General features: G+C 56.4%; 24 protein-coding genes. 13 read left to right on the top strand and 11 right to left on the bottom strand.

What is annotated here, in order from left to right:
• The first annotated feature begins 64 nt into the window (after nucleotides 1–64).
• From AC07OF_RS12535 to AC07OF_RS12500, 8 genes are all read left to right on the top strand, one after another.
• On the top strand, nucleotides 65–3,226 hold the full coding sequence (locus AC07OF_RS12535) for a hypothetical protein (RefSeq protein ID WP_157191664.1): 3,162 nt from the start codon (nucleotides 65–67) through the stop codon (nucleotides 3,224–3,226).
• A 37-nt stretch (nucleotides 3,227–3,263) separates the two neighbouring features.
• Nucleotides 3,264–4,901 (top strand): glycosyltransferase family 39 protein, encoded by a 1,638-nt coding sequence (locus AC07OF_RS12530; RefSeq protein ID WP_157191665.1) that lies wholly within the window; start codon nucleotides 3,264–3,266, stop codon nucleotides 4,899–4,901.
• The gene (locus tag AC07OF_RS12525; RefSeq protein WP_157191666.1) at nucleotides 4,898–6,334 is read left to right on the top strand and encodes a flippase; all 1,437 of its coding nucleotides are present in this window, start codon (nucleotides 4,898–4,900) and stop codon (nucleotides 6,332–6,334) included. Before AC07OF_RS12530 ends, AC07OF_RS12525 begins: the two co-directional genes overlap by 4 nt.
• Before the next feature lie 254 nt (nucleotides 6,335–6,588).
• On the top strand, nucleotides 6,589–6,867 hold the full coding sequence (locus AC07OF_RS12520; protein ID WP_157191667.1) for an MraY family glycosyltransferase: 279 nt from the start codon (nucleotides 6,589–6,591) through the stop codon (nucleotides 6,865–6,867).
• Nucleotides 6,828–7,025, top strand: coding sequence for a hypothetical protein (locus tag AC07OF_RS12515; RefSeq protein ID WP_198325451.1), 198 nt, complete (start codon nucleotides 6,828–6,830; stop codon nucleotides 7,023–7,025). The genes AC07OF_RS12520 and AC07OF_RS12515 overlap by 40 nt, the downstream gene beginning before the upstream one ends.
• 104 nt (nucleotides 7,026–7,129) lie before the next feature.
• On the top strand, nucleotides 7,130–9,124 hold the full coding sequence (locus AC07OF_RS12510; protein ID WP_157194699.1) for a polysaccharide biosynthesis protein: 1,995 nt from the start codon (nucleotides 7,130–7,132) through the stop codon (nucleotides 9,122–9,124).
• Nucleotides 9,125–9,374: 250 nt separating this feature from the next.
• Nucleotides 9,375–9,695, top strand: coding sequence for a ComEA family DNA-binding protein (locus AC07OF_RS12505; protein WP_476445671.1), 321 nt, complete (start codon nucleotides 9,375–9,377; stop codon nucleotides 9,693–9,695).
• Nucleotides 9,696–9,837: 142 nt separating this feature from the next.
• The gene (locus tag AC07OF_RS12500) at nucleotides 9,838–10,632 is read left to right on the top strand and encodes an SDR family NAD(P)-dependent oxidoreductase (RefSeq protein ID WP_157191670.1); all 795 of its coding nucleotides are present in this window, start codon (nucleotides 9,838–9,840) and stop codon (nucleotides 10,630–10,632) included.
• A 30-nt stretch (nucleotides 10,633–10,662) separates the two neighbouring features.
• Here the strand turns inward: AC07OF_RS12500 and AC07OF_RS12495 are convergent, their stop codons facing one another.
• Nucleotides 10,663–10,830 carry a DUF2897 family protein gene (locus AC07OF_RS12495; protein ID WP_010224101.1) on the bottom strand — a complete coding sequence of 56 codons (168 nt, stop codon included), beginning with the start codon at nucleotides 10,828–10,830 and terminating at the stop codon, nucleotides 10,663–10,665.
• 179 nt (nucleotides 10,831–11,009) lie between these two features.
• Between AC07OF_RS12495 and pyrF the strand changes: the two genes are divergently transcribed.
• Nucleotides 11,010–11,711 carry an orotidine-5'-phosphate decarboxylase gene (gene pyrF / locus AC07OF_RS12490; protein WP_136475092.1) on the top strand — a complete coding sequence of 234 codons (702 nt, stop codon included), beginning with the start codon at nucleotides 11,010–11,012 and terminating at the stop codon, nucleotides 11,709–11,711.
• On the opposite strand, the gene AC07OF_RS12485 is transcribed toward pyrF, so the two are convergent.
• Nucleotides 11,701–12,705, bottom strand: a complete 1,005-nt coding sequence (locus tag AC07OF_RS12485) for an NADP-dependent oxidoreductase (protein ID WP_157191671.1) — start codon at nucleotides 12,703–12,705, stop codon at nucleotides 11,701–11,703. The two genes, pyrF and AC07OF_RS12485, sit on opposite strands and share 11 nt — an antisense overlap.
• 230 nt (nucleotides 12,706–12,935) lie before the next feature.
• Here AC07OF_RS12485 and AC07OF_RS12480 point away from each other — a divergent pair, with 230 nt between their 5' ends.
• On the top strand, nucleotides 12,936–13,697 hold the full coding sequence (locus AC07OF_RS12480; RefSeq protein WP_157191672.1) for an SDR family oxidoreductase: 762 nt from the start codon (nucleotides 12,936–12,938) through the stop codon (nucleotides 13,695–13,697).
• A gap of 4 nt (nucleotides 13,698–13,701) precedes the next feature.
• Here AC07OF_RS12480 and AC07OF_RS12475 read toward each other — a convergent pair whose 3' ends face one another.
• Complete coding sequence (locus AC07OF_RS12475; protein ID WP_232478239.1) at nucleotides 13,702–14,517, bottom strand: hypothetical protein; 816 nt, start codon at nucleotides 14,515–14,517, stop codon at nucleotides 13,702–13,704.
• Between the two features lie 130 nt (nucleotides 14,518–14,647).
• Entirely contained in the window at nucleotides 14,648–15,811 is a 1,164-nt protein-coding gene (locus AC07OF_RS12470; RefSeq protein ID WP_495072936.1) for an MFS transporter, read from the bottom strand.
• A 113-nt stretch (nucleotides 15,812–15,924) separates the two neighbouring features.
• Here AC07OF_RS12470 and AC07OF_RS12465 point away from each other — a divergent pair, with 113 nt between their 5' ends.
• On the top strand, nucleotides 15,925–17,325 hold the full coding sequence (locus AC07OF_RS12465) for an aminotransferase-like domain-containing protein (protein WP_495072935.1): 1,401 nt from the start codon (nucleotides 15,925–15,927) through the stop codon (nucleotides 17,323–17,325).
• Here AC07OF_RS12465 and AC07OF_RS12460 read toward each other — a convergent pair.
• Nucleotides 17,322–18,515, bottom strand: coding sequence for a benzoate/H(+) symporter BenE family transporter (locus AC07OF_RS12460; protein WP_461530864.1), 1,194 nt, complete (start codon nucleotides 18,513–18,515; stop codon nucleotides 17,322–17,324). The two genes, AC07OF_RS12465 and AC07OF_RS12460, sit on opposite strands and share 4 nt — an antisense overlap.
• 145 nt (nucleotides 18,516–18,660) lie before the next feature.
• Here AC07OF_RS12460 and AC07OF_RS12455 point away from each other — a divergent pair, with 145 nt between their 5' ends.
• Nucleotides 18,661–19,263, top strand: a complete 603-nt coding sequence (locus AC07OF_RS12455) for a glutathione S-transferase family protein (protein ID WP_157191677.1) — start codon at nucleotides 18,661–18,663, stop codon at nucleotides 19,261–19,263.
• A gap of 77 nt (nucleotides 19,264–19,340) precedes the next feature.
• Here the strand turns inward: AC07OF_RS12455 and AC07OF_RS12450 are convergent, their stop codons facing one another.
• The 5 genes from AC07OF_RS12450 to AC07OF_RS12430 all read right to left on the bottom strand — a co-directional run bounded on the left by AC07OF_RS12450 (nucleotide 19,341) and on the right by AC07OF_RS12430 (nucleotide 21,984).
• Nucleotides 19,341–19,712 (bottom strand): glutathione S-transferase N-terminal domain-containing protein, encoded by a 372-nt coding sequence (locus AC07OF_RS12450; protein ID WP_157191678.1) that lies wholly within the window; start codon nucleotides 19,710–19,712, stop codon nucleotides 19,341–19,343.
• Between the two features lie 59 nt (nucleotides 19,713–19,771).
• Entirely contained in the window at nucleotides 19,772–20,317 is a 546-nt protein-coding gene (gene folE, locus AC07OF_RS12445) for a GTP cyclohydrolase I FolE (protein ID WP_028943701.1), read from the bottom strand.
• 69 nt (nucleotides 20,318–20,386) lie between these two features.
• Nucleotides 20,387–20,944 (bottom strand): Smr/MutS family protein, encoded by a 558-nt coding sequence (locus AC07OF_RS12440; RefSeq protein WP_157191679.1) that lies wholly within the window; start codon nucleotides 20,942–20,944, stop codon nucleotides 20,387–20,389.
• Nucleotides 20,945–20,996: 52 nt separating this feature from the next.
• On the bottom strand, nucleotides 20,997–21,317 hold the full coding sequence (locus tag AC07OF_RS12435) for a hypothetical protein (protein WP_157191680.1): 321 nt from the start codon (nucleotides 21,315–21,317) through the stop codon (nucleotides 20,997–20,999).
• 76 nt (nucleotides 21,318–21,393) lie between these two features.
• A complete protein-coding gene (locus AC07OF_RS12430) occupies nucleotides 21,394–21,984 on the bottom strand; it encodes a cysteine hydrolase family protein (protein ID WP_038608391.1) in 591 nt (196 codons plus the stop codon).
• A 190-nt stretch (nucleotides 21,985–22,174) separates the two neighbouring features.
• Here AC07OF_RS12430 and prmB point away from each other — a divergent pair, with 190 nt between their 5' ends.
• Nucleotides 22,175–23,083 carry a 50S ribosomal protein L3 N(5)-glutamine methyltransferase gene (gene prmB, locus AC07OF_RS12425; RefSeq protein WP_038608394.1) on the top strand — a complete coding sequence of 303 codons (909 nt, stop codon included), beginning with the start codon at nucleotides 22,175–22,177 and terminating at the stop codon, nucleotides 23,081–23,083.
• Nucleotides 23,084–23,164: 81 nt separating this feature from the next.
• On the opposite strand, the gene AC07OF_RS12420 is transcribed toward prmB, so the two are convergent.
• Complete coding sequence (locus AC07OF_RS12420; protein ID WP_495072934.1) at nucleotides 23,165–23,953, bottom strand: hypothetical protein; 789 nt, start codon at nucleotides 23,951–23,953, stop codon at nucleotides 23,165–23,167.
• Nucleotides 23,954–23,959: the final 6 nt, after the last annotated feature.

The following is a 23,959-nucleotide window of genomic DNA, read 5'->3' as shown; positions in this document are numbered from 1 at the left end:
TGGCGGCGCTTTTCATATTTAGTGCGCATAGACTATAAAGATTGTCTTTACGTCGAGAGTATAAATGCCAAAGTTAAAATTCAGGGGGCTCATAAATCTGCTTGAGTCCGACGCGAACTATATGAAAATAGCGCGCGGTATGTTGCTCTATTGTGCTGTTGTAGTGTTACTGCTTTCAGTTGTAGGGGTGTTTTTTTCTGAACGTTCAGTTTGGGCCTTAAAGTACTTTCCGCTGGCCGTAATGCTCGTCGCTGTGGTGGTTACCTTCCAGCTTTCGCTGTGGCCTGTGAGGTCGAGTACCCTGATCAAAGCGATGTGCTTAATCCTAGTGGCGACCTACCTTTTAGGTGGTGGGCTGAATGCTTACGTCGGCGCCAGGATCTACGATGGCCCTCAGTATGATGGGGCCTTCCAACTGTATTTTCCGCTAAAGCGGATGGATATGGGTGAGTGGCCAGGCAAAGATTTTTTTTATTTTCATGGTCAACTTATTCCTGTACTTATCTATCCTTTATTTAAGTTGTTTGGGGGCGATTTTTTTGCCTCGCAAATAGCGTCAAAGTTAGTAGATCTGGTTGTTCCTCTTGCCTATTTTATAATTTTTCGTTGGCTGGGCCTGGATAGAGTAAAGTCACTCCTTGCGAGTGCTCTGTTAATTGGTTTTTTGGTTACGGACCGCTTTACTTTTGGGACGCAAAATCCAATTGATGGAGTGCATGTTTACTCCCTTCGTTCGTTAATACCTTTTTTATATATGGCTTATCTGGCAAGGCAGTTGGCTGATGAAGACTATGTGAGGGGGTTTGTAAGTCGTTTCTATAGGAAAACCGTTTTTGTTCAAGCTTCTATTTTTGTAGTTGCATTCTATTTAGGGAGTGAGCAAGGTTTTTATTTGCTGGCTGCGATGATGCTTGCTAATTTCGTAGCTATTGGTTTTAAACCATTGCGCGTCACGCTGGCTACGGTGTTTCTCGCGGTCGTCTCTATTTCGCTTCTGCTTCTTTCCAATGAAATTATCTTTGGGTCACAAAAGCCGCTGTGGTACCTGAGCGAGATTTCAAAAAATCAAACGTGGTTCTATGCTAGTTATCCAAATGAATTTCTTCATAATGCATTGGATTTTTCGCGCTATCGAAGTTCAACCTTCAAGGTTTCTGCAAAACTAATTGTTTGCTTGATCGGTCTCCCTGTATTGCTCTGGCTGTCTTGGTTGCTTATTCCTAAAAAAGACAAACAGATTTTCTTCTTTACATTGATTTGCGGTGCTTATGGGTTGGTTGGGCTAACCTCCTTTATCGCTAGTTACTCAGGGGAGCAATATGCCGATAACGCACTTAAGTGCTTGTTGGTGGTTGCTGTTGCACTGCTGGTGAAACTCGGCTTTAAAGAAGTAACAGCAGTACCCCAGGCAAAAGAAAAGTATCGAATTCCTGGTGATCTCATCGCGGCTGCTCCGTTTATTCTGGCGATCACGTTTTTGGGTTGCGTGTATGCCATCGTAGCAGCGTTGAGTATTCCAAAAAATTACTCTCTGCATGGACTTTTGAAATCTGGCCTCTTCATGGAGCAACCGGATCTTGGGGTCAAACTGCCACTAAATGCGCTAGCCTTGCAGACTAATGAGCGAGGCCACGCCTCTCAGTTTTTGGCGCTAGAATATGCGCAAGGAAATAAAGCGGCATTAGTGCTTTATCCTGAAGGAACCTTCGTCGATGGTTTTAATGAGGGTGTAAAGAGACTCTATAGGATAAAGCTTTCGCAACACATACCGGCGGCGCTTGCAGTTGGGGATTTCTGTCAGGTTAATGATGTGGAGTTTTCGATTGGGGATATTGATCGAGAGTCTAACTATTTGTATTTCAATCTGTCCGGTCCGCTAAAAAAAATATGGGAGCGCTTACCAAGGAGTATTAGTTGCTATAGGAAAAGCAGTGAGTTGTATGTGTCGTTCAATTCTCGTGCTCTGAAACTAGAGCATAATCTATTTGATAATAATTTTTATGATGGCCTCTTTAGGGGGCGGACGCTGCAAGTTAGGGTTAGAGAGTCTGAGCGGGCCAGATTGCGTGTTGGTGATGGTGTTGTTATCGCAGGGGTGAACTATCGTATTACGGCAGTTCATGCTAACGGTGTCATTGTACTTGATTCATCTGTGCATCCGTTACCCTACGATTTTGATCGTGGTGCAACATATACCGTAACTCAGAGAATAGAAGCCTACAATAATTTCAAAGAACGCCTTCTTGTGTCTTTGGAAGATGGCGGTGAAGAGGTAGTTACTCGTATAATTTTTAATGATCTTGAAATTCTTAATATGATAAAAGATCATGGTAGTTTGGTTGTTGGTGATACGAATGATTTGCTCAGTGTTGTAAATGTCGATAAGAGTCGTGCGACGGTTGATGTCATTGGCTATGTTGATGACGCCAGCGCGCGGCACGGATTTCATTTGGGCGACTTGAATCAATCATCTGTTAGTGTTGTCGGGGAAATTGCTCCCGTCTTTCAGTTCATGAAGGGGATCCTCAGTGTAAAAACTTTCGGGCATGCCCCAGAGGCCTCTAATATTGACTTCCTTTTCCATACATTCAATAGTTCTCTGCTTGCGGATTACCTAGATGGGCTAACTCGTCTTTCCCCGGAGCTTATTACTGTTCCTTCTGGTCGGCACATCAATAACTTCGTGTGGTATGACAATTGGCTTACTCGTGCCAGATGGCCAGTCTATGAGTACCTGTTAAGATCATATGATCCTGTGGCTTCTTCTAAGTTTGAGTCTTTCTGGAAGAAAGGCAAGAGTTATGGCAATGATGCAAGCTGGATTAGCGTGAACATTTCTAAGGATGGGGGGCAGCAGGACCTGACATTAACCACCCACAACACGATATCCGAAAAAAAGTGCAACATATCAGCTTATGAAGTAGAGCTTGATTACACTGTATCGGGTTGGCAGCGCAGACTGCCGCTACTAGGGAGCAGCGCCAGGCATCTTGCATTGATTGATGACCGGTTGGCTGTCCCATTGACGTTCAACCCCAACGAGAAGACCGTGAGATTCCCTGTATTCCCTACGAATGGTGATACTCGCATTAAGATCAAAACGCTGTCTCCATTTGGCATGGGAACATCCATTGAAGTCTCGGCTGCGCGTTATCGTCAATTGGACATTCCCACCAATCGGATTGCCGCGGCAGTAGGGCTCTCTGAGTCGAGTATTTGTCCTTGAGTCGCGTTGATTCAGTGTCAACTTACGGTGTTACCGTATGAGTTCAAGAGGATATGGGCCCGCAATTGGCTGTATCTGGCTCGTTATTTACCTGCTGGGTATCGCCTTCATCTGTTTCCTTCCCCCTTGGGAAGGTTACGATGAGGTGGCTCATTACTCCTATGCCCAGCAGATTGCGGACATAGGAGAAGCGCCATCGGTTGCGCAAGGCCGGCTGTCGGCCAACGTGGAGGCCTACCAAAGGTCTGCGCCGATGCCCTACAGCACGACACCTCCATTCGATAACAATGGAGGTATCACCTACAGAACATGGTTTTCCCATGCCGATTCCTTTAAAGGGTTACCGCATGGGACTCCACCAAGTGAACGCCATTTCTCGGCGGGAATGGCCAGTAACTGGCAAGCTCAACATCCTGCGCTTTATTACAGGTTGATTGGCCCCGTGCTAGTGGCGACGGCTGATCTCTCTTGGGTTGCGCAACTGTTCATGTTGCGCGTTTTTTCCTGGTCCCTGGCATTTGCCGGACTGGTCATTGGGGTTGTGGCGACAAGCCATGCGGTGCGCATCGTCTACCCTGAAATTCGCGATGATTACTCCAGGATTGCATTAGCCTGGCCTCTGCTTTTGCCTGGTTTCCTCCCGGAATTTGCACGGTTGGGTAACGACTCGCTGGTCCTGCTGATTCTTTCCCTTGTCTGGGCGCTGTTGGTCAGGCGCGTCATCTCTCCCCAGCGCTGGTACTGGTATGGCGCACTTGGGGTGCTGCTCGGTCTGGGCGGTCTCACCAAGGTGATGTTTCTACCGGTATCGATTGCGGTATTCGGCTGGCTGGTATGGATGGGCGCTCGCTCTCCAGAAAGCAAAGAGCGGTTTAAGGCATGCTCGGGAGCGTTGCTGGTCATCGCAGTTTTTTTCGCCTTCACCGGTGAAGGCTATCTGAGCAATCTCATGCAGCGAGGCTCATTGACCGGCTTGGTGGAGTTGTCCGGTGCTGCGGCACCTGGCTCTTTTTTCTGGCTGGGGGCGGTACAGCATCCTTTTGAAGTACTTAAAGGGATACTGGGCATTGGAATGACATTCGTCTGGGGAGGCACGGCGTCCAGCGCTTATCCTCCGGTTGTGTTCGTTCTGCCGGTCGTTCTTGTGCTGGCGACACTGTTGTGCGCGTCTTTCGGATTACTCGCGCACAACAACCGCGAACTGGCTGTGTTGGCGGTCCTGATTGTCGGGGCTGTTTGCAGTGGCCTGATCTACTATCTGCTGGTCCGAATCGCCGCGACCGGCGTCGGATCAGGTGCTCCCGGCTGGTATCTGCACACGTTGATCGCTCCTTTGGGCCTCTTGCTTGCTGCCGGTTGGAGGTTTCTCAGGGACAGATTTCCTTTCCTGCAGTCCTTATGGGGACTGTGGCTTGCGTACATGGTTTGCTTCTGCCTGGCAGTGGGATGGTTGCAAGCCGCGCTGTTCACCGGGTGCTCTTTCAAAACAGCAGAAAGCCGGATCTATTCTTTCGCTGACTGGACGTGTCTGATGGACATTTCTGAAATCTACTCCCGCCTTGAAATACTTGCTTATCCAGGTGCAGGCCTGCTGCTAGTCGGTTTGGCTGTGCTCCTGGCGGGCTTGGCAAGCAGGTATTGCCGTTCAGCCACTATCAAGGCAGATGCTCGATGATACTTCGCAACAGTGCTCTGAGCTTCACGTCTTTGGCTGTTCCGCTGCTGGTCGGTGTGCTGACGGTCCCGCACATAATCCACGCGCTGGGAGTTCAACGCTTCGGCGTCCTGACGCTGGTATGGGCTGTCATTGGCTACGCTAGCCTGTTCGATCTGGGTATATCGCGAGCGCTGACCAAGCGTGTAGCTGCCCTTCAAGGCCAAACCGACCGGCTTCGCTCGCTAATTCGCTCAGGTATTGGCCTGATGGGCGCTTTCGGCTTGGTCATGGGCGTATTGGCAGTGTTTGTGACACGCCAGTTCGATTATCAACGCTTTGGCATTGCCCAGGATGAGTTCGGCAACAGCATACTGTTGCTCGCGGTGAGTATCCCTCTGGTCATCATAAGTGGCGGTTTTCGCGGGGTGCTGGAAGGCTTCCATCGATTTTCCATCGTTTCCGTTGTACGTCTTGGCTTCGGACTAGTGACGTTCATTGCACCGCTTTTCGTTCTGGCGTCTGCGCCGAGAATTGACTACATCATTGCGATCATGCTGTGCGCGCGAATCGTAGGCTCTCTGATCATGGCCTGGGCGTGCAGGTTCTACCTTTCCAAGGGCAAGGTCAGCCGTCCAAGACGCATGGTTGAGCTAAGAAATATGCTGACCTTCGGCGGTTGGATAACGATTTCAAACCTGGCCAGCGCGTTAATGCTTTACATGGACAGATTTTTTCTCGCATCAAGCGCTTACGCTCCCTCGCTGGCGTTTTACACAACACCTTATGAGTTCGTCACCAAGCTGTTCATCTTGCCGTCGGCGCTAAGCGGCGTACTTTTTCCCTACATGGCACGCAGTTCGAAATTTACCGGCATCAATAATCAGTTACTGGTGATTGGCAGTGCGATCGTGCTGGCCTGTGTTACACCTGTTGTTGCCGGGATCATTCTCTTTTCACCTGAGCTTCTGGGGTGGTGGATTTCTCAGGAGTTCAGCATTGAGGCGTCGCCGGCGCTGAGGATCTTGTCGATAGGGGTGTTAGTTAATTGCTTGGCTCAAATCTATCAGACCTATCTTTTAGGGCGAGGCTGCGCGTTCTGGATGGCACGTATGCATATTTTTGAGCTTTTTCTGTTTCTGCCTCTTCTGTATGTATCTATTCACTATTTTGGGATTGAAGGGGCTGCGTGGGCCTGGACACTTCGCATTATCGTGGACTCAATAGCAATGGCCTTTTTGCTGGATAAGCTGAATCTCCCGACTAGCAAGCATTGGTGGGCCCTTGCCTTTAGCATTGGCGCTGCTTTTCTTGTGTTTTCCTTCTCGGCTGTAGATGTTTACAGTAAGTTGGCAGTTTTATCGATTCTGGTTGTCGGCTGCGCTGTCGTTGGGGTCTGGTTTATCCGCAATTTGCTGTTGATTACTACACGAACTCAATCCGCCGGCGAGTAGATCGGTCGCGTCAGGCGTCAGCTACTTAAGCTTTTGGGGCTGCCTGATCATGTGTAAATGATTACCGCTCCCCGAACCTGCGCCTGCCGCTAACATGCCGTTGGTGACGAAACCAGCGAGCAGCAGCAACTGCAGTCGGCCGGTGCGTTAATGAAGGCTGGTTTTTGGCTTGTACGGATTTTGCAGGTGAGGTAGCTGGCGGCTACTGAGGCCGTCAGGCTCGGGCAATTCTTGGTCTTCTCTATCTGTTTTGGATGCTTAACCGTTACAATTTCATCGATGGCATCGAATGCGTCGAAGCCATTTGTGTTTGTCTGGGGGCATCCCTGCATTGCGGTTTATCCGGACACCTCGACGTTGTCCGGGTGGCGCTCTTACTCGCTATAGCTGCTGCAGGATTTTTGCTCTGGGACGGCCCTCCTGCACAGATGCTTATGGGGTGTGGTGAAATGGTATATGGAGCACATTGTATTCATGCCTGTCAGGTCGCAGCATGCCATTCTGGAAGCCTTTTTCTGTCACCCTTGCGGTGAGGATGATCAACCTGTACCGGCTGCTACCGCTCGCTGTTGCCGCGATCTGTTTTAGCCTCGATGGAACCCTTGGTATCGTCGTGGCCTATGTGTTACTCGTGGTGGTGGCGTGGGCGCATCATGCGGGAGAGCGAGAAATCAATGGTGGTATTAACTAAAAAGCGAATCTTTTCTCAACGTGTAGAAATGATAAAAGGCAAAGGTACGAACAGTCGGTCTTGTGCCGTTACGCGAGGGAGAAAGCCTGATGGGCGATAGCGTCATGGATACAGTTCGAGTGTTTCTGGTTGCACTACCGAGACGGCAAAAAAGGCTGATACAGGTCGCCACCGATGTGGTGCTGATCTGGGTCGCGTTGTGGCTGGCGTTCATCGTACGCTTAGGCATCGAGGACATCTACGATCCAGTCAAAGAGCATTTTTGGCTGTTTCTCAGTGCCCCCGTTGTCGCAATCCCTTTGTTTATTCGCTTCGGCATGTACCGTGCGGTCATGCGTTATTTTGGCAACGACGCACTCATCGCCATTATCAAAGCTGTCAGCTTGTCTTCGTTAATTCTTGCGGTTGTGGTTTTCTGGTACAGCAATCATCAGGCGGTTGTTCCACGCTCGATCATCTTTAACTATTGGTGGTTAAGTTTGGTGATTATTGTCGGATTGCGGTTGGCCATGCGTCAGTACTTTATGGGCGACTGGTTTTCCGGCGCCCAGCATATACCCTTCACCAACCGCGATGATGGCTTGACCAAGGTCGCCGTGTATGGCGCGGGCACTGCGGGTAACCAACTGGTTGCCGCCTTGCGTATGGGGCGGATGATGCGGCCCGTTGCATTCATCGACGATGACAGCAGTATCGCTGATCGGGTCATCTCCGGATTGCAGGTGTTCAATCCGGAGAACATCCAGCAGATGATCGATGTGACCGGGGCGCAGGAGATCCTGCTGGCAATTCCTTCAACATCACGTGCTCGGCGCAGGGATATTTTGAGCCGCCTTGAGGGCTTTCCGCTGCATGTGCGTAGTGTGCCTGCTTTCATGGACCTGGCCAGCGGGCGGGTCAAGGTCGATGATATACAAGAGGTTGATATTGCCGACTTGCTCGGGCGTGACGCGGTCCCGGCTCAAGAGGAGCTCCTTGAGCGTTGCATTAAAAGGCAATCGGTCCTGGTAACGGGGGCTGGTGGCTCCATCGGTTCGGAGTTGTGTCGCCAGATCGTTGCGTTGGCGCCCACTACGTTGCTGTTATTCGACCACAGCGAATTCAATCTTTACAGCATTCTCAGTGAGCTTGAACAGCGCATTGCGCGCGAGTCTTTGCCTGTTCGACTGGTGCCTATCCTGGGGTCGGTGCGCAATCAACAGCAACTGCTGGATGTGATGAAAAGCTGGCATGTCGATACTGTTTATCACGCTGCTGCTTACAAGCATGTACCGATGGTAGAGCACAATATTGCCGAAGGCATGCTCAATAATGTGATGGGGACGCTGAATACCGCTCAAGCTGCACTGCAGGCCGGCGTTGCCAGCTTCGTATTGATTTCTACCGACAAAGCGGTACGTCCGACCAACATCATGGGGAGTACTAAGCGGCTTGCCGAGATGACCTTGCAAGCGCTCAGCCGTGAACCCGCCCCCGTGATGTTTGGTGATAACAGTAATGTTTCGCGGGTCAACAAGACCAGATTCACCATGGTGCGTTTTGGTAATGTGCTGGGATCTTCAGGTTCAGTGATCCCGCTTTTCCATAAGCAGATAAAGTCGGGCGGGCCGCTGACCGTCACCCATCCCAAAATCACCCGGTATTTCATGACGATTGCGGAAGCCGCTCAATTGGTGATTCAGGCGGGCGCCATGGGGCAGGGCGGTGATGTATTCGTCCTGGACATGGGGGAGCCGGTGAAAATCGTCGAGCTGGCAGAGAAAATGATCCATCTGTCAGGGTTGAGCGTACGTTCAGAGAGGAATCCGCAAGGCGATATTGCCATTGAGTTCACCGGCTTGCGTCCAGGTGAAAAGCTCTATGAAGAGCTGTTGATCGGCGATAACGTCGATGCTACCCAACATCCGATGATAATGAGCGCGCATGAGGATCACCTTCTATGGGAAATGCTGAAGGAACGTCTCGCAGAGCTGCTGGCGGCTATTTCTGAAGATGATTACGGTCGTGTTCGCCAATTGTTGCGTGAAACCGTTAGTGGCTACAGCCCGGATGGGGAAATAGTCGATTGGATCTACCAGCAGCGCCGCCTGGAGCCCTGAATGGCATAGTCGGGCCACACCTGAATCCGGGGTTTTTATCACATTTGCTAACGTTGTTTTGCCGCTACCTTTGCCCCATCCCGTCGGGTCGAAAGGCCTTTAATCCAAGGGATTGCGTCGAACATGCAGCTTTCGTCTGATTTGGTAAAAATTCCCCCGTGGGCCACAGTTTGACTCTCGAGCAGGGCGTTCTAGGTTTCAGAGGCAGCCAGGAAATGCTGCCTCTGAAACCACCCCAGGAGTCTCACTCATGCGCAATACTGTCCTTTCCTACCTTCTTCTTCCTCTGTTCACCAGTGTGTCCTTGTCCTTGAGTGCCGCACCCCAGCCAATCGAAAATCCAGAGCTAACCGCTGTTGTAGAGCAGCAAGTCGTTAAATTGGACTTGAACACGGCCGATGTGATGACTCTCCAAACCAGGCTGTCCGGCATCGGCAAAACCAAGGCAGAAGCGATCGTTGCTTATCGCGAAGAACATGGTGCCTTCGCTACGGTAGATGAGCTGCTGGAAATCAAGGGGATCGGCAAGGCCTTGCTTGATCGCAACCGCGACAAGCTCACTGTCAACTAGCGCTCCCAGAAAGGCCGGTCATTGACCGGCCTTCTTGTTTCGGTATGCCTTTGGTCGGCCGAATTTGTATAAATATTACGATGGTAATATTTTGCTTTAAACAGATTCATCCTTCCCCAGGCAGTCCCAGGAGATCACCGTTATGTCAGCTTCCTCGGTAACCCCTACCGCGCTCGTCACTGGCGCATCTTCCGGAATCGGTGCGGTTTATGCAGAGCGTCTGGCTGCCCGTGGTCACGACCTGCTGTTGGTCGCGCGGGACCAACAGCGGCTTGACGCCTTGGCTGCAGATCTACAGGCCCGGCATGGCATCAATGTCGAGGTACTGTCGGCAGATCTTGCACAAGCGACAGATCTGGCTCGTGTCGAACAGCGTTTACGCGATGACCAGAGCATTGGTGTATTGGTCAATAACGCCGGTATCGCCATGAATGGCACCTTGGCCGACGCTACTGCTGCGCAGACCGATTCGTTGGTGGCGCTCAATATTGTGGCGGTAACACGTCTGGCATCGGCCGCAGCCGCCCAGTTTGGCAAAGCCGGCCGCGGCACCATCATCAATATCGCCTCGGTTGTTGCCCTGGCGCCGGAGATGTTCAACGCGGTGTACAGCGCGAGCAAGGCTTATGTATTGAGCCTGACCCAAACGCTGCATGGTGAGTTGAAAGAGAAGAATGTACAGGTTCAGGCGGTGTTGCCGGGTGTGACCCGCACCGAGATCTGGGAGCGCTCGGGGCTTGATGTCACACAGATCGATCCGCAGATGGTTATGGAAGCAGGAGAGATGGTCGACGCGGCGCTGGCGGGGCTGGACAGCGGAGAGGTGGTGAGTATTCCGTCGCTGCCTGATGCCGCAGACTGGCAGGCCTTTATCAAGGCGCGCGATGCACTCAGGCCAAATCTTTCGCGCAGTTCTGCCGCAGCACGTTACAAGTGATGCTGTAAGCCAGCCATATAGCAGGTGGGCTCAGCGATCCTGCGCATCCTTGGCATCCATTTCAGCATTGCGCTCATGCACGCGCTTGAGCTGCTCTTCCGTCAGGGGCAGCTTTTTCGCGGTATCACGCAGCAGCATCAGGCCACCGACGATGGAGCCTATCGCGAGCACCAGAATCAACCAGGCATACCAGGGCATGTAATTCTCCTTCAGAGCGGCGAATGATGTCGCTCCTGTTAAGTTGGAGCCAATGCTTCATTCATTGGTTCAATTATAGGGGCGCCGCCGCTGGTGGGCCAATTCGCGATCATTGGCCCCCATAAACCGCGACTTCGTTTACAATGCGCGCCGTTCAAGACTTGCCAAGAGACCCGCCCATGTCCGCCTGCCAGACGCCCATCATCGTCGCCCTGGATTTCCCTACCCGTGACGCCGCCCTGAAACTGGCGGATCAGCTCGATCCGTCCCTGTGCCGGGTCAAGGTCGGCAAGGAGCTGTTCACCAGCAGCGCATCGGGCATTGTCGAAACCCTGGTCGAGAAGGGCTTTGAGGTGTTCCTCGATCTGAAATTCCACGACATTCCCAACACCACTGCCATGGCGGTTAAAGCCGCTGCGGAGATGGGTGTGTGGATGGTCAACGTCCACTGCTCCGGTGGCCTGCGCATGATGTCGGCCTGCCGCGAGGTGCTGGCCCAGCGCAGCGGTCCACAACCGTTGCTGATCGGTGTGACTGTATTGACCAGCATGGAACGAGAAGACCTGGCCGGTATTGGCCTGGATATCGAGCCACAGGAGCAGGTACTGCGGCTGGCGGCCCTGGCCGAGAAGGCCGGTATGGACGGCCTGGTGTGCTCTGCACTGGAAGCGCCGGCGCTGAAGGCCGCGCATCCGTCGCTGCAACTGGTTACCCCGGGTATTCGTCCGGCGGGCAGTGCCCAGGATGACCAGCGTCGTATCCTGACCCCGCGTCAGGCGCTGGACGCCGGTTCCGATTACCTGGTGATCGGTCGTCCGATCAGCCAGGCTGCCGATCCGGCGCAGGCGCTGGCCGCGGTGGTCGCTGAAATCAGGGCTTAAGTACCAGTTTGCCGAAGTTTTCCCCGCTGAACAGCTTCAACAGCGTCTCGGGGAAGGTTTCCAGCCCTTCGACCACGTCTTCCTTGCTTTTCAGTTTGCCGGTTGCCAGCCAGCCGGCAATTTCCTGTGCAGCCTTGCCGTAATTGGCGGCATGGTCCATCACCACGAAGCCTTCCATTCGCGCCCGGTTGACCAGCAGTGACAGGTAATTGGCCGGACCTTTGACCGCTTGCTTGTTGTTGTACTGGCTGATGGCGCCGCAGATCACCACCCGTGCCTTGAAATTCAAACGGCTGAGCACGGCATCAAGAATGTCGCCGCCGACATTGTCGAAGTAGACGTCGACACCTTTCGGGCATTCACGCTTGAGGCCTTCGAGGACATCCTCGGCCTTGTAGTCAATGACGCCGTCGAAGCCCAGTTCGTCTTTCAGGTACTGACATTTCTCTTTGCCCCCGGCGATCCCCACGACCCGGCAACCTTTGAGCTTGGCAATCTGTCCGGCAATGCTGCCCACGGCACCGGCGGCTCCGGAGAGCACCACGGTTTCACCTTCCTTGGGAGCGCCGACGTCGAGCAGGGCGAAGTAGGCGGTCATGCCGGTCATGCCCAGGGCGGACAGGTAGCGCGGCAGCGGTGCCAGTTTCGGATCGATCTTGTAGAAGCCCTGCGGCTCGCCGACGAAGTAGTCCTGCACACCGAGGGCACCATTGACGTGGTCGCCGACGGCGAAACCGGGGTGTTTCGAGGCGATCACTTCGCCGACGCCCAAGGCGCGCATGACCTGGCCAAGAGCCACTGGCGGAATGTAAGACTTGCCCTCGTTCATCCAGCCGCGCATGGCCGGGTCCAGGGACAGGTAGAGGTTTTTCACCTGTACCTGGCCTTCGCCGGGTTCACTGAGTGGTAGCTGTTCAAACTTGAAGTCGTCACGGCTGACTGCCCCGATCGGGCGTTTGGCGAGTAGGAAGCGGCGGTTGGTCTGGGCGGTCATGACAGGGTCTCTCGCATGAAGGGCAAAGTTTGGTGATAGACCCTCACAGGCAATCCAGCAAGGTTTACCCGCTTGGCGAATGCACCACGATCCACATGCGTGATTGGGCTTTATCCAGATAATCACCCGAACCGATATCGCTTCAACCGGCACCCTGATGATGCTGCCAATCCGTGCTGCTGGCCGCCTAGACTCCAGGCACTGACCTCACTTTGTTGCAGGAGCTAGCGATGAGCATGACTTTTTCCGGCCAGGTTGCCCTGGTCACTGGCGGCGCGGCAGGTATCGGCCGGGCGACGGCCTTGGCATTTGCCACCGAAGGATTGAAGGTGGTGGTTGCCGATCTGGACGCTGCAGGCGGCCAGGGTACGGTCGATCTGATCCGTGCCGCAGGGGGAGAGGCGCTGTTCGTAACCTGTAACGTTACCCGCGAGGCCGATGTGCAGCAGTTGCTCGCTTGCACTATCGAGGCTTATGGACGTCTCGACTATGCCTTCAACAATGCCGGCATCGAAATCGAGCAAGGCCGCTTGGCGGAAGGCAGCGAAGCCGAGTTCGACGCGATCATGGGTGTCAACGTCAAGGGGGTGTGGTTGTGCATGAAGTACCAGCTACCGCTGTTGCTGGCCCAGGGCGGCGGTGCGATTGTCAACACCGCGTCGGTGGCCGGGCTCGGCGCGGCGCCGAAGATGAGTATCTACAGCGCCTCCAAGCATGCAGTGATCGGTCTGACCAAGTCGGCGGCGATCGAATACGCCAAGAAGAAAATCCGCGTCAACGCCGTATGCCCGGCGGTGATTGATACCGATATGTTCCGCCGTGCCTATGAGGCCGATCCACGCAAGGCCGAGTTTGCTGCAGCGATGCATCCTGTAGGGCGTATTGGCAAGGTCGAAGAGATCGCCAGCGCGGTATTGTACCTGTGCAGTGATGGCGCCGCGTTCACCACCGGCCATGCCCTGGCGGTGGATGGTGGGGCGACTGCGATCTGACGTGCTAGCCTGCTTTCAACTGCCCCGTGAGAAACACCGTGCGTCGGTCTTTGCGGCCGACGTGTTGATGTTTGCTGAGCTGATAGCAAGGTGTGAAGCGTTCTCGGTCGATACCGGGATACTCAGCCAGCGCCGCATCGACCAGTTCGTCGTAGCGGGCCTCGGTGATAAAGCGGTAGATCTCGCGAAAGTAAAAGAAGCCGAACTGAAAGCCGAGGGTCTCGCTGAGGAACTCGGTTGGCCGACAGAAGCAGTTTTCCAGGTCGATGGCCTGGGCCGGCGCTGGAAGTTCGTCGGGCAACATCACGTTGGCAGCCCACAGGTCCATATGGCTGACACCCTGCTGGTGCAGTGAGTGCAGCAGTTCGAAGGCGCTGACAATCAACGTTTCAACCTGCTTCGGGTTGGCGCTGACCCACTTCCAGCCATCGGTATAGCCCGCTAGCAAGCCTGTGATAATGATGAAGTCATCCATCAGGCCAAGGCGGTCCCTGGAGTAACCAAAGCCGATCAACGGCGCAACCCGGGCGCCACGTTTGTGCGCTTCGGCGGTATTGACCAGCTCTTCGATCACCCAGTCATTCAGGCCTTGGCGTTTGCTGCCACCAAAGGCCACCCGCAGCTTTTTTTTCAGCGAGTCCAGGGGCTGGCGTTTGGTGAACAGCGCGCTTCGGGTACAGTCCAACGGCGCGCTGATGCGCTTGGTCGAGCCCTGTTGTTCTACCAGGCGCTGCAACGCATGAGCGGTGAAGGTGGCAGGAGGTGCTTTGAAGTGTAATGTGGAACGACGGTGGTTGAGCGTGTAGGAAAACTCATTCACCAAATCCTTGCATCCGCGCGTCACTGCTACACATCCCTATGTCGAAATGCCATCATCGGCTAAGTGTAACATTTCCTACAAATTTTACATTTTTTTCACGTTTTGTTCACCGTTGTAAGTGCCTGGTTTTTCACTGGGCGGATGGGTGACTTTGCAGGCGTGGGTAGTGCCAAAACAGGCGCACAGCAACCACCAGGCAACCAATCAGCAAGCTGGCGCCAAATACCAGCAGGGCAACCCTGGAACCCAGACGGTCAGCCAATAGTCCGGTAAAAATCACCGGCAAGCTGAAGCCCAGGTAAGCAAGCAGAAAGAAGCCCGCGCTGGCGCGGGTTTTCTCGGCCCCTGCCAACATGTTCACCGCCGACAATCCACCCAGATAGACAAAGCCATAGCAGGCACTGCTGGCGGCCAGCGTGCCGAGCAGCACGGCGACCAGTTGACCGCGATCGGCACCCCAGGCCAGCAACGCATAGCTGCAGGGCAATACCATCAAGCCGAGCAAGGTCGCTTTGCCAGGTGCCATCCGCCGGGCCAGCGGCTGGAACAACAGGCCGCAGCTGATCACACAGAAGGTCGAGAAGCCCGACCAATCGGCCAGGCCGTGTTGCTTGAGGATCGACGGCAGCAAGGCGATCACCAGGCCGACGCAGGCCCACGCCAGCAGGATCGCCAGTCCATAAGGCAGGCTGCCTGCGGGGTAGCAGGGCAGGCGTAGCCACGCGCCCCGGGCATCGCGACGTTGATCGGGAAGACGCCACACCGCCAACAGGGCCAGGCCGGCCAGCAGTAGATGCAAGTAGAAGCTTTCAGGTGCCAGGCTTGGCCCACGCAACAGGAACAGGCTGGTCAACGCAGCGCCAAGGCCAAAGCCCAGTGAGGTACTGGCAGTGACCCATGTGGCCGCACGCTGATGGTCGCCGTTGTGCATCAGTTCACTCATGTAGGCGGTGCCTGTCGCCGAGGCCAGCGCTGTGCCGATGCCCAGTAGCAAGCGTGCCAGCCCCAGTGTTTCCAGGGTTGGCGCCAGCAGCATCAGCAGGGTGGCCAGCATCGACAAGCCCAGGGCAACGATGATCAGGGGCCGCCGCCCGACCCGGTCCGCCAGGCCACCGAGCAGCAACAGGACCGGCACCACGCCGACGACATAAGCTGAAAAAGCCAGCGCCGTGGCTGCGGCACCGGTTCCGGACAGCTCTGCATAGGTCGTATACAGGGGAGCCTGCAGGTTGACCGCAAAAGTGATCAGGCACAGGGCGAAGGCCAGCAGGGCAGGGGAACGCTGGGTGGGCATAGTGAGCTCCTTGTCGATACCGCGACTATCCGGTGACCACCAAGGACTCTCAAGGCACACTGGCCGGGAATTTGTGATTAACTGTTCGGACAAAACTACCGAACACTTTGTCCATGAACCTGACACTTGACCGTCAATCCTCCACGCCACTGGTCCAGCAGGTCACGGATCAGTTGCAGGGCTGGATCGAACAGCAACGCCTGCGTCCTGGCAGCCGCTTGCCATCAATCCGCCAGTTGGCGCGCGAGCAGGGCATCAGCCAGTCCTGTGTGATCGAAGCTTATGACCGGCTGGTGGCAATGGGATTGCTGGAGGCTCGGCATGGTGCCGGCTTTTTTGTCGCTGAACAGCGGCTAAGTGTTGCGCTGGTTGATCAGCCATTTCGCGATGAAACCTTTGCCAATCGCTGGCAACAATTCAGCGATGCCCCGGTCGATCTGCTCAATCTGTGTTGTGGCTGGGTGCCTTCCAGCTGGCGCGCCACCGAAGCGATCGCCCAGGCTGTGCGTCACGTCAGCCGTGGGCCGGTGGAAGATTTGCTCGACTACTGTCCACCGTTGGGGCTGGCCAGTTTGCGTGCTCAACTGCACAAGGTCCTGGGGCAGATCGGTATCCAGGTCAGTCCCCAGCAGATCCTTACGACCCAGGGCGCCAGTCATGCTCTCGACTTGCTGCTGCGAACCCTGCTCAAGCCTGGCGACAAGGTCGTGGTGGAAAGCCCGGGGTACTACAACCTGTACAACCTGCTGCGCCAGCATCAGATCGAAATGCTGCTGGTGCCGCGTACCGCCGCAGGCCCGGACCTGCAAGTACTGGAAGACCTGCTCAAGCGCCATCGGCCGCGTTGCCTGTACATCAACAGTCTGTATCACAACCCCACTGGCAGCAGCCTGACCCCAAAGGTGGCTTACCGCTTGCTGGAGCTCGCTCGTGAGCATGATGTACAGATCATCGAAGACGATATCTATGCCGACTTCCAGGACGGTGCGGTAACGCGACTGGCCACCCTGGACGCCGAGCAGCGGGTAATTTACCTCGCGAGCTTTTCCAAGACCCTGAGCAGTTCGTTACGCGTCGGTTACTTGGTGGCGGAACCCGCACTGGTCGCCCGCCTGGCTGAACTGAAGATGGTTGCCGGGTTGGGTACTTGCCGGTTCAGCGAGCAGGTGGTGGCACAGATGCTCGCCAGTGGTTCGTACCGCAAAAGCGTGGCGCGCCTGCGTCCGCGCCTGGCGCAGCACATGGCCAAGGCGCTGGGGCAACTGGAAGCCAGCGGCTGGCAGGTATTCACCGAGCCTTATGGCGGGATGTTTGTCTGGGCACGTTGCCCTGGTTGGAATTTCGCCGCACTCAATCGAGAAGCACTGGCTTGTTCGGTGCTGCTGGCGCCGGGCAGTGCATTTGATCCGCAGGGGGCTGCCAGTGACTGGTTGCGGATCAATGTCGCCTATGTTCAGGACCAGCGCGCCCAGGCGTTCCTGCAGCGCACCGAGCGACCCCAAAGGCAGAGTTAGCCGTTCTTGCGCCAGTTGAGAATCATCAGCGTCAACACCCCGGCGACAATCCCCCAGAACGCCGAGCCGATCGAGAACAGGGTAAAGCCCGACGCGGTGACCATGAAGGTAATCAACGCCGCTTCGCGCTCTTTGGCTTCATTCATGGCAACCGTCAGGCCGTTCATGATCGAGCCGAACAGTGCCAGGGCAGCAATCGACAGCACCAGCTCTTTCGGCAAGGCCGCGAAGAGGGCGGCCAGGGTGGCGCCGAATACGCCGGCGATGCCATAGAAAATTCCGCACCAGACCGCTGCTGTATAGCGTTTGTTCGGGTCTTCATGGGCGTGCGGGCCGGTACAGATCGCCGCGCTGATCGCCGCCAGGTTGATGCCATGGGAGCCGAAGGGCGCCAATACCAGCGAGGCCAGGCCGGTCACCGAGATCAGGGGGGAGGCCGGCACCTGATAGCCGTCGGCCCGCAACACGGCAACGCCCGGCATGTTCTGGGAGGTCATGGCGACCACGAACAGTGGAATGCCGATGCTGATGGTGGCGGCCAGGGAAAAGCTTGGCGTGGTCCACACCGGGGTTGCCACCTCCAGGCTGAAACCACTGAAATCCAGCAGGCCCATGGCACCGGACAAGGCGGTGCCCACCAGCAACGCGGCGAGCACGGCATAACGCGGCGACAGGCGCTTGATGATCAGGTAACTGAAGAACATCCCCAGCACCAGCGCGGTGCGGTGTTGGGCGGCAATGAAGATTTCGCTGCCGATCTTGAACAGGATACCGGCCAGCAACGCCGACGCCAGTGAGGCTGGAATGCGCTTGACCAGGCGTTCGAAACTGCCGGTCAGGCCGCAGATCACCACCAGCACGGCGCAGGTGATGTAGGCGCCGATGGCTTCACCATAGCTGACACCGCCAAGGCTGGTGATCAACAGCGCCGCCCCCGGAGTCGACCAGGCCACTGTCACCGGCGTGCGATAGCGTAATGACAGGCCGATGCTGCACACTGCCATGCCGATCGACAGGGCCCAGATCCACGATGAGATTTGCGCACTGGTCAAACCGGCTGCCTGGCCAGCCTGGAACATCAATACCAGGGAGCTGGTGTAGCCGGTCAGCATGGCAATAAAACCTGCGACCACGGCCGAGGGTGAGGAGTCAGCCAAAGGGCGCAGTTGCGCGGAAGTGGCATCGGGCATGGGGCATTCCTTGTTCTAGGTGTAAGCAGATTTTGCAGACTAACGCGCAGGCTTGCCTTTCTTGCCATACAGCAGGCATTGCATTTAGCCGTACAGTCGCCAACTATGGGGGCGAGTACGATTCAGCCATTGAGTGGGGGGAGAGATGTACAAGGTTTACGGTGATTACCAGTCGGGTAACTGCTACAAGGTCAAGCTGATGCTGCACTTGCTTGGTCTGCCTTATGAATGGCATTCGGTGGATATCCTCAAGGGCGAGACGGAAACCCCGGCGTTTCTGGCCATGAACCCCAATGGCAAGGTGCCAGTGCTGGAGCTTGAAGACGGCACCTACCTGTGGGAATCCAACGCGATCCTGAACTTTCTCGCCGATGGCACCGAATTCCTGCCCAGCGAGCCGCGCTTGCGCACCCAGGTACTGCAGTGGCAGTTCTTCGAGCAATACAGCCATGAGCCGTACATAGCCGTGGCGCGCTTCATCCAGTTTTACCTGGGCCTGCCGCAAGAGCGCCTGGAGGAATACAAGACCCTGCACAAAGGCGGCTACAAGGCTTTGCGGGTGATGGAGAAGCAGCTGCAGCTAACGCCTTATCTGGTCGGCGACCGCTACTCGATTGCCGATGTCGCGCTGTACGCCTACACCCATGTCGCCCAGCAGGGTGGTTTTGATCTGGACGCCTATCCGGGCATTCAGGCATGGCTGGATCGGGTCGCCAGCCATCCTCGTCATGTGACTATGGTCGGGTAAACACTGTGGGAGCGGGCTTGCCCCGCGATTGCGGTCTGTCAGCTACATCGTAATCGCGGGGCAAGCCCGCTCCTACCTTACACTGCCGAAAAACGCTTGTTGAGGTAATCGATGATCACCTTGGATTCGTACATCCAGGTGGTCTTGCCGTCTTCTTCAATGCGCAGGCACGGTACTTTGATCTTGCCACCTTCATTGAGCAGTGCCTGGCGATCCTGTTCGTTGTTCTTCGCATCGCGCAGGGTCACCGGCACGTTCAGGCGGTGCAGGGTACGGCGGGTTTTCACGCAGAACGGGCAGGCGTGGAACTGGTACAGGCTCAAGCCCTTGGCCTGTTGCTCGACCAGCGCCTGGGTGGCCGGTTCGCGTTTGAGTTTGGCCGGGCGGCTGATCCAGTCACCGAACACAATCAACTGACCCAAGCCGACACGCAGTGCTTTGACAATCATGGCAACTCCTAAGAATAAAAAAAGCCGACCACGAAAGGTCGGCTTGCAGTCAGGCCCGATTACTTGATCAGGCTGAGAAACTCGCTGCGGGTCGCGGCATTTTCACGGAATTCGCCGAGCATCACCGAGGTGATCATGGTCGAGTTCTGTTTTTCCACACCGCGCATCATCATGCACATGTGCTTGGCTTCGATGACCACCGCCACGCCCAGGGCGCCGGTGACCTTCTGGATCGCCTCGGCCACCTGGCGGCTGAGGTTTTCCTGGATCTGCAGGCGACGTGCGTACATGTCGACGATCCGCGCAACCTTGGACAGGCCCAGGACCTTGCCATCGGGGATGTAGGCGACGTGAGCCTTGCCGATGAATGGCAGCATGTGGTGTTCGCACAGCGAGTACAGCTCGATGTCCTTGACCAGGACCATTTCGCTGTTATCGGAGCTGAACAGTGCGCCGTTGGTCACTTCTTCCAGGGTTTGTTCATAACCGCGGCAAAGGTACTGCATGGCCTTCGCAGCCCGCTTGGGCGTGTCGAGCAGGCCCTCGCGGGAGACGTCCTCGCCGAGCTGGCCGAGGATAGCGGTGTAGTTCTGTTCCAGGGACATGGATCTACCTGTGGGATTTATCGCAAACGCGAAGGGTACGGCGGCTGTGGCGGCGCTGCAAGTACGGCGTTACTCGTCACGGCCTTCGAGCATGGTTCGTTTGAGCATCACGTACACCGCGCCGGTACCGCCATGACGGGCCTGGCACGAGGTAAACCCCAGTACCTGCGGGTGTTGGCGCAGCCAGGTGTTGACGTGACTCTTGATCATTGGCTTCTTGCCATCCAGGCGTACGGCCTTGCCATGGGTGACGCGCACGCAGCGTACTTCGAAGCGGGTGGCCTCGGCGAGGAACGCCCAGAGGGTTTCGCGGGCTTTTTCCACGTTCATGCCGTGCAGGTCGAGGCTGCCTTCGAAACCGATCTGGCCGAGCTTGAGCTTGCGCATCTGGCTTTCCTGGACGCCGTCACGGCTCCAGTGCAGGTCGTCTTCGGGGCCTACGTCGATGACAAACTGGTCCGACAAGCCATCGACCACATTCTGGTCGCTGCGTACCGTCGCGGCCTGACGCAGGCCGGCCAGTTGCTTGCGGTCGGCCTTGGGTTTGCCGACTTCGGCGCGATCATGCTTGATCGGCTTGACGCCGCGCATCTCGCTTTTGAACAGGGAAAAATCGTCGTCTTGCATGTAAGCCTCCGCCTGGGCGGCGTAGTTTACGCGACTCCCCCGCAGGTTGCAGTCAATCGTGCTTTTTCATCAGGTGCGGCGACAGGTTCAGCTCACGGCTGCGGCGCAGACGCAGACGGCTGCGGCGCCAGAACCAGATGCCCAGGTACAGCAACAACAGGCCGCCTGCGAGTACGACTGCGGCACCCGCGCGGTTGGCGTTGAGCTCGGCCAGGGCTTCAAGGTTGCCGAGCAGGCTGGCGGCGCCGGCCATGGCCAGCAGCACGCCAAGGGTCGCCAGCAGCGCCGAAAAGGCGGCTGCCAGGCGTGCGCCCCAATTGCGTGGCTCACGCTGGCGCAAGCGCTTGGCATCGAAACCGTCGGACAACTTCATGCCGATTTCCTCTGTGGATATCCGGATGTTGACCGAAATAGCGCAAGGTGGTTCCGCCAGCCCGTCGGATGACCGATCAGATCAGGCTGCTGGTCGGGGCCACACAAGCGAAGTTGTCGGCCATGATCGCCATTTCGCTTTGCTGGATCTGTGCAGCGGCAATGATCCCTCCCTTGAACGGCAGGTCGCGGGTAGCGCAGGCATCCTCGATCAGGGTGCAACGATAACCATAGTCCTTGGCCCGGCGCACGGTGGTGCTGACGCTGGAATGGCTCATGAAACCGCAGACGATCAGGTCCAGGTGCCCGTACTTCTGCAGGGTTTCATGCAGGGTGGTGTTCTTGAAGGCATTGGGCATGCGCTTTTCGATGATCACTTCATCGCCTTGCGGTTCAAGGCCTGGAATGAACTCGCCGCGTGGCCCCTGAGGGTCGAACAGGCCACCGACGGTGCCAAGGTGGCGCACGTGGATGATCGGGCGGCCGGCCTTGCGCGCCGCTTCGAGCATTTTAGCGATGTTCGCCACAGCCTCGTCCATGCCCGACAGCGCCAGAGGACCGCTCAGGTACTCTTTTTGCGCGTCGATAATGACCAGGCTGGCATTGCTGAGCTTGGCGGGTGGATAGCCACGGCCGCTAAGGTGGAACATCGTCGTTGGAACAGACATCAAGGGCTCCTTTGGATAGGGCTTTTCAACCTATTGTCCCCTGCCTGAGCACTTATGTGAATCGCTTCGCGTACAAGCAGCGTGGTTAGTGGCCTGCAGCCATGTCGGCGAAACACTTACAGGCGGTTTTGACGAACCTTTTCTGTGATCGGGCTGTTAGAATTGCAGGTCGTCTTTCAAGGAGTCTGTTGTGATCACTTCTCGCCTGCGCACCCTGCGCGATCATATCCGTTGGGCTGTCAGCCGTTTCCATGAGCATGGCCTGTTTTTTGGACATGGTGCCGACAACGCCTGGGACGAAGCACGGCTGCTGGTGCTCGGCTCGGTGCATTTGCCCTGGGAGGTTGCCGACAGCTATCTGGACTGCCAGCTGGAAGACGACGAACTGGTGCACCTGCAGCGCCTGCTCAAGCGCCGCATCGAAGACCGCGTGCCGACTGCCTACCTGTTGGGCGAGGCGTGGTTCTGCGGCCTGGCCTTTATCGTCGACGAGCGCGTGCTGATTCCGCGTTCGCCCATCGGCGAGCTGATCGAAAAACGCTTCGAGCCTTGGCTGGCCAGCGAACCTGCGCGCATTCTCGACCTGTGTACCGGTTCAGGTTGCATCGGTATCGTCAGTGCCGAGGTGTTCCCTGAGGCCGAAGTGGTGCTGGCCGACCTGTCGTTCGAAGCGCTGGAAGTGGCCAACCAGAACATCGAACGTCATGGTCTGGAAGAGCGCGTCTATACCGTTCAGGGCGATGGCTTCGACGGTTTGCCCGGGCAGCGCTTCGACCTGATCCTGTCCAATCCGCCGTATGTCGATGCCGAGGATTTCGCCGACATGCCGGATGAGTACCACCATGAGCCGGAACTGGGCCTGGCCTGTGGCAACGACGGCCTGGACCTGGTGCGGCGCATGCTGGCCGAAGCGGCGGATCACCTGACCGAGAAGGGCTTGTTGATCGTCGAAGTCGGCAATAGCCAGGTGCACGTCGAAGCGCTGTACCCGGAAGTGGACTTTGCCTGGCTGGAATTCGAGCGCGGCGGGCACGGTGTATTCATGTTGACGGCAGAGCAGTGCCGGCAGCATCAGGGCCTGTTTGCTTCAAGGGTGTAAAGGCTGAATCAATCGCGGGGCAAGCCCGCTCCCACAGGGATGAATTAAACCCTGTGGGAGCGGGCTTGCCCCGCGATGCTTTTAGTGGGTCGCAATCCAGATCAGCAGTCCGGCCTGGAATACCGCAAAGGCCACCAGGCAAGTGATGGTGAAGCGCAGGCCACTGTCTTCGCGACGGTACTTGCTGACCCGCTCGTCACGCTCGCGCAGTTGCGCTTCCTTTTCCTGCAGATTCTGTTCGGCCTGCTGGAGCATCTGCGCAGCATCGAGGATTTCCACGCGCTGCACCTTGTCAGCATTCCAGCCGCCCTTGAGCTCGCCGACCTGTGCATCGACATAGCGACCCTTGAGGTGCTGGGCATCGGCGTATTCGACTTCCAGGCCATGGCTGTGCAACAGATGGTCTCGGCGCAGGCGGGTGTCCTCGTTGAGGGCATCCTTGTTGGCCAGAGCGGCACCTTCGAGCCGGTAGTGTGACCATTTGCGCTGCGCCCAGCTTACGGCCTGGGCCAGCAGGAAGCGCCCCAGCCCACGGTTCAAAGGCTCGATCTGCAGGCCGCTATCAGGGCCGATACGCACGTGCTTTTGCTGATGATCGACCCAGATGTCCAGATGGTTCTGTTCCTTGCGCACCTTTTGCCCGGGCAACTGGATGCTCATGCGCAACAGGCTGATGTCTTTGTTGTGGCGCTCGGCATAGCCGTACTGAACGAAACGCAGTGGTCGTGCACCACTGTTGCGATCAGTCTGCAGCGGCGCCAGGCGCAGCATCTGGAAATGTTCCGCAGTCACCTCGGCCCACGGCAGCGGCGCGGGTTCCGGCACGGCTTCTGGGGTTTCGGGGGCATCCTGGGGGGCGGCTTCAGTCATCACGGC

Source organism: Pseudomonas sp. GW821-FHT10B02 (assembly GCF_059415665.1).
This window is presented reverse-complemented; position numbering and strand designations above follow the sequence as displayed.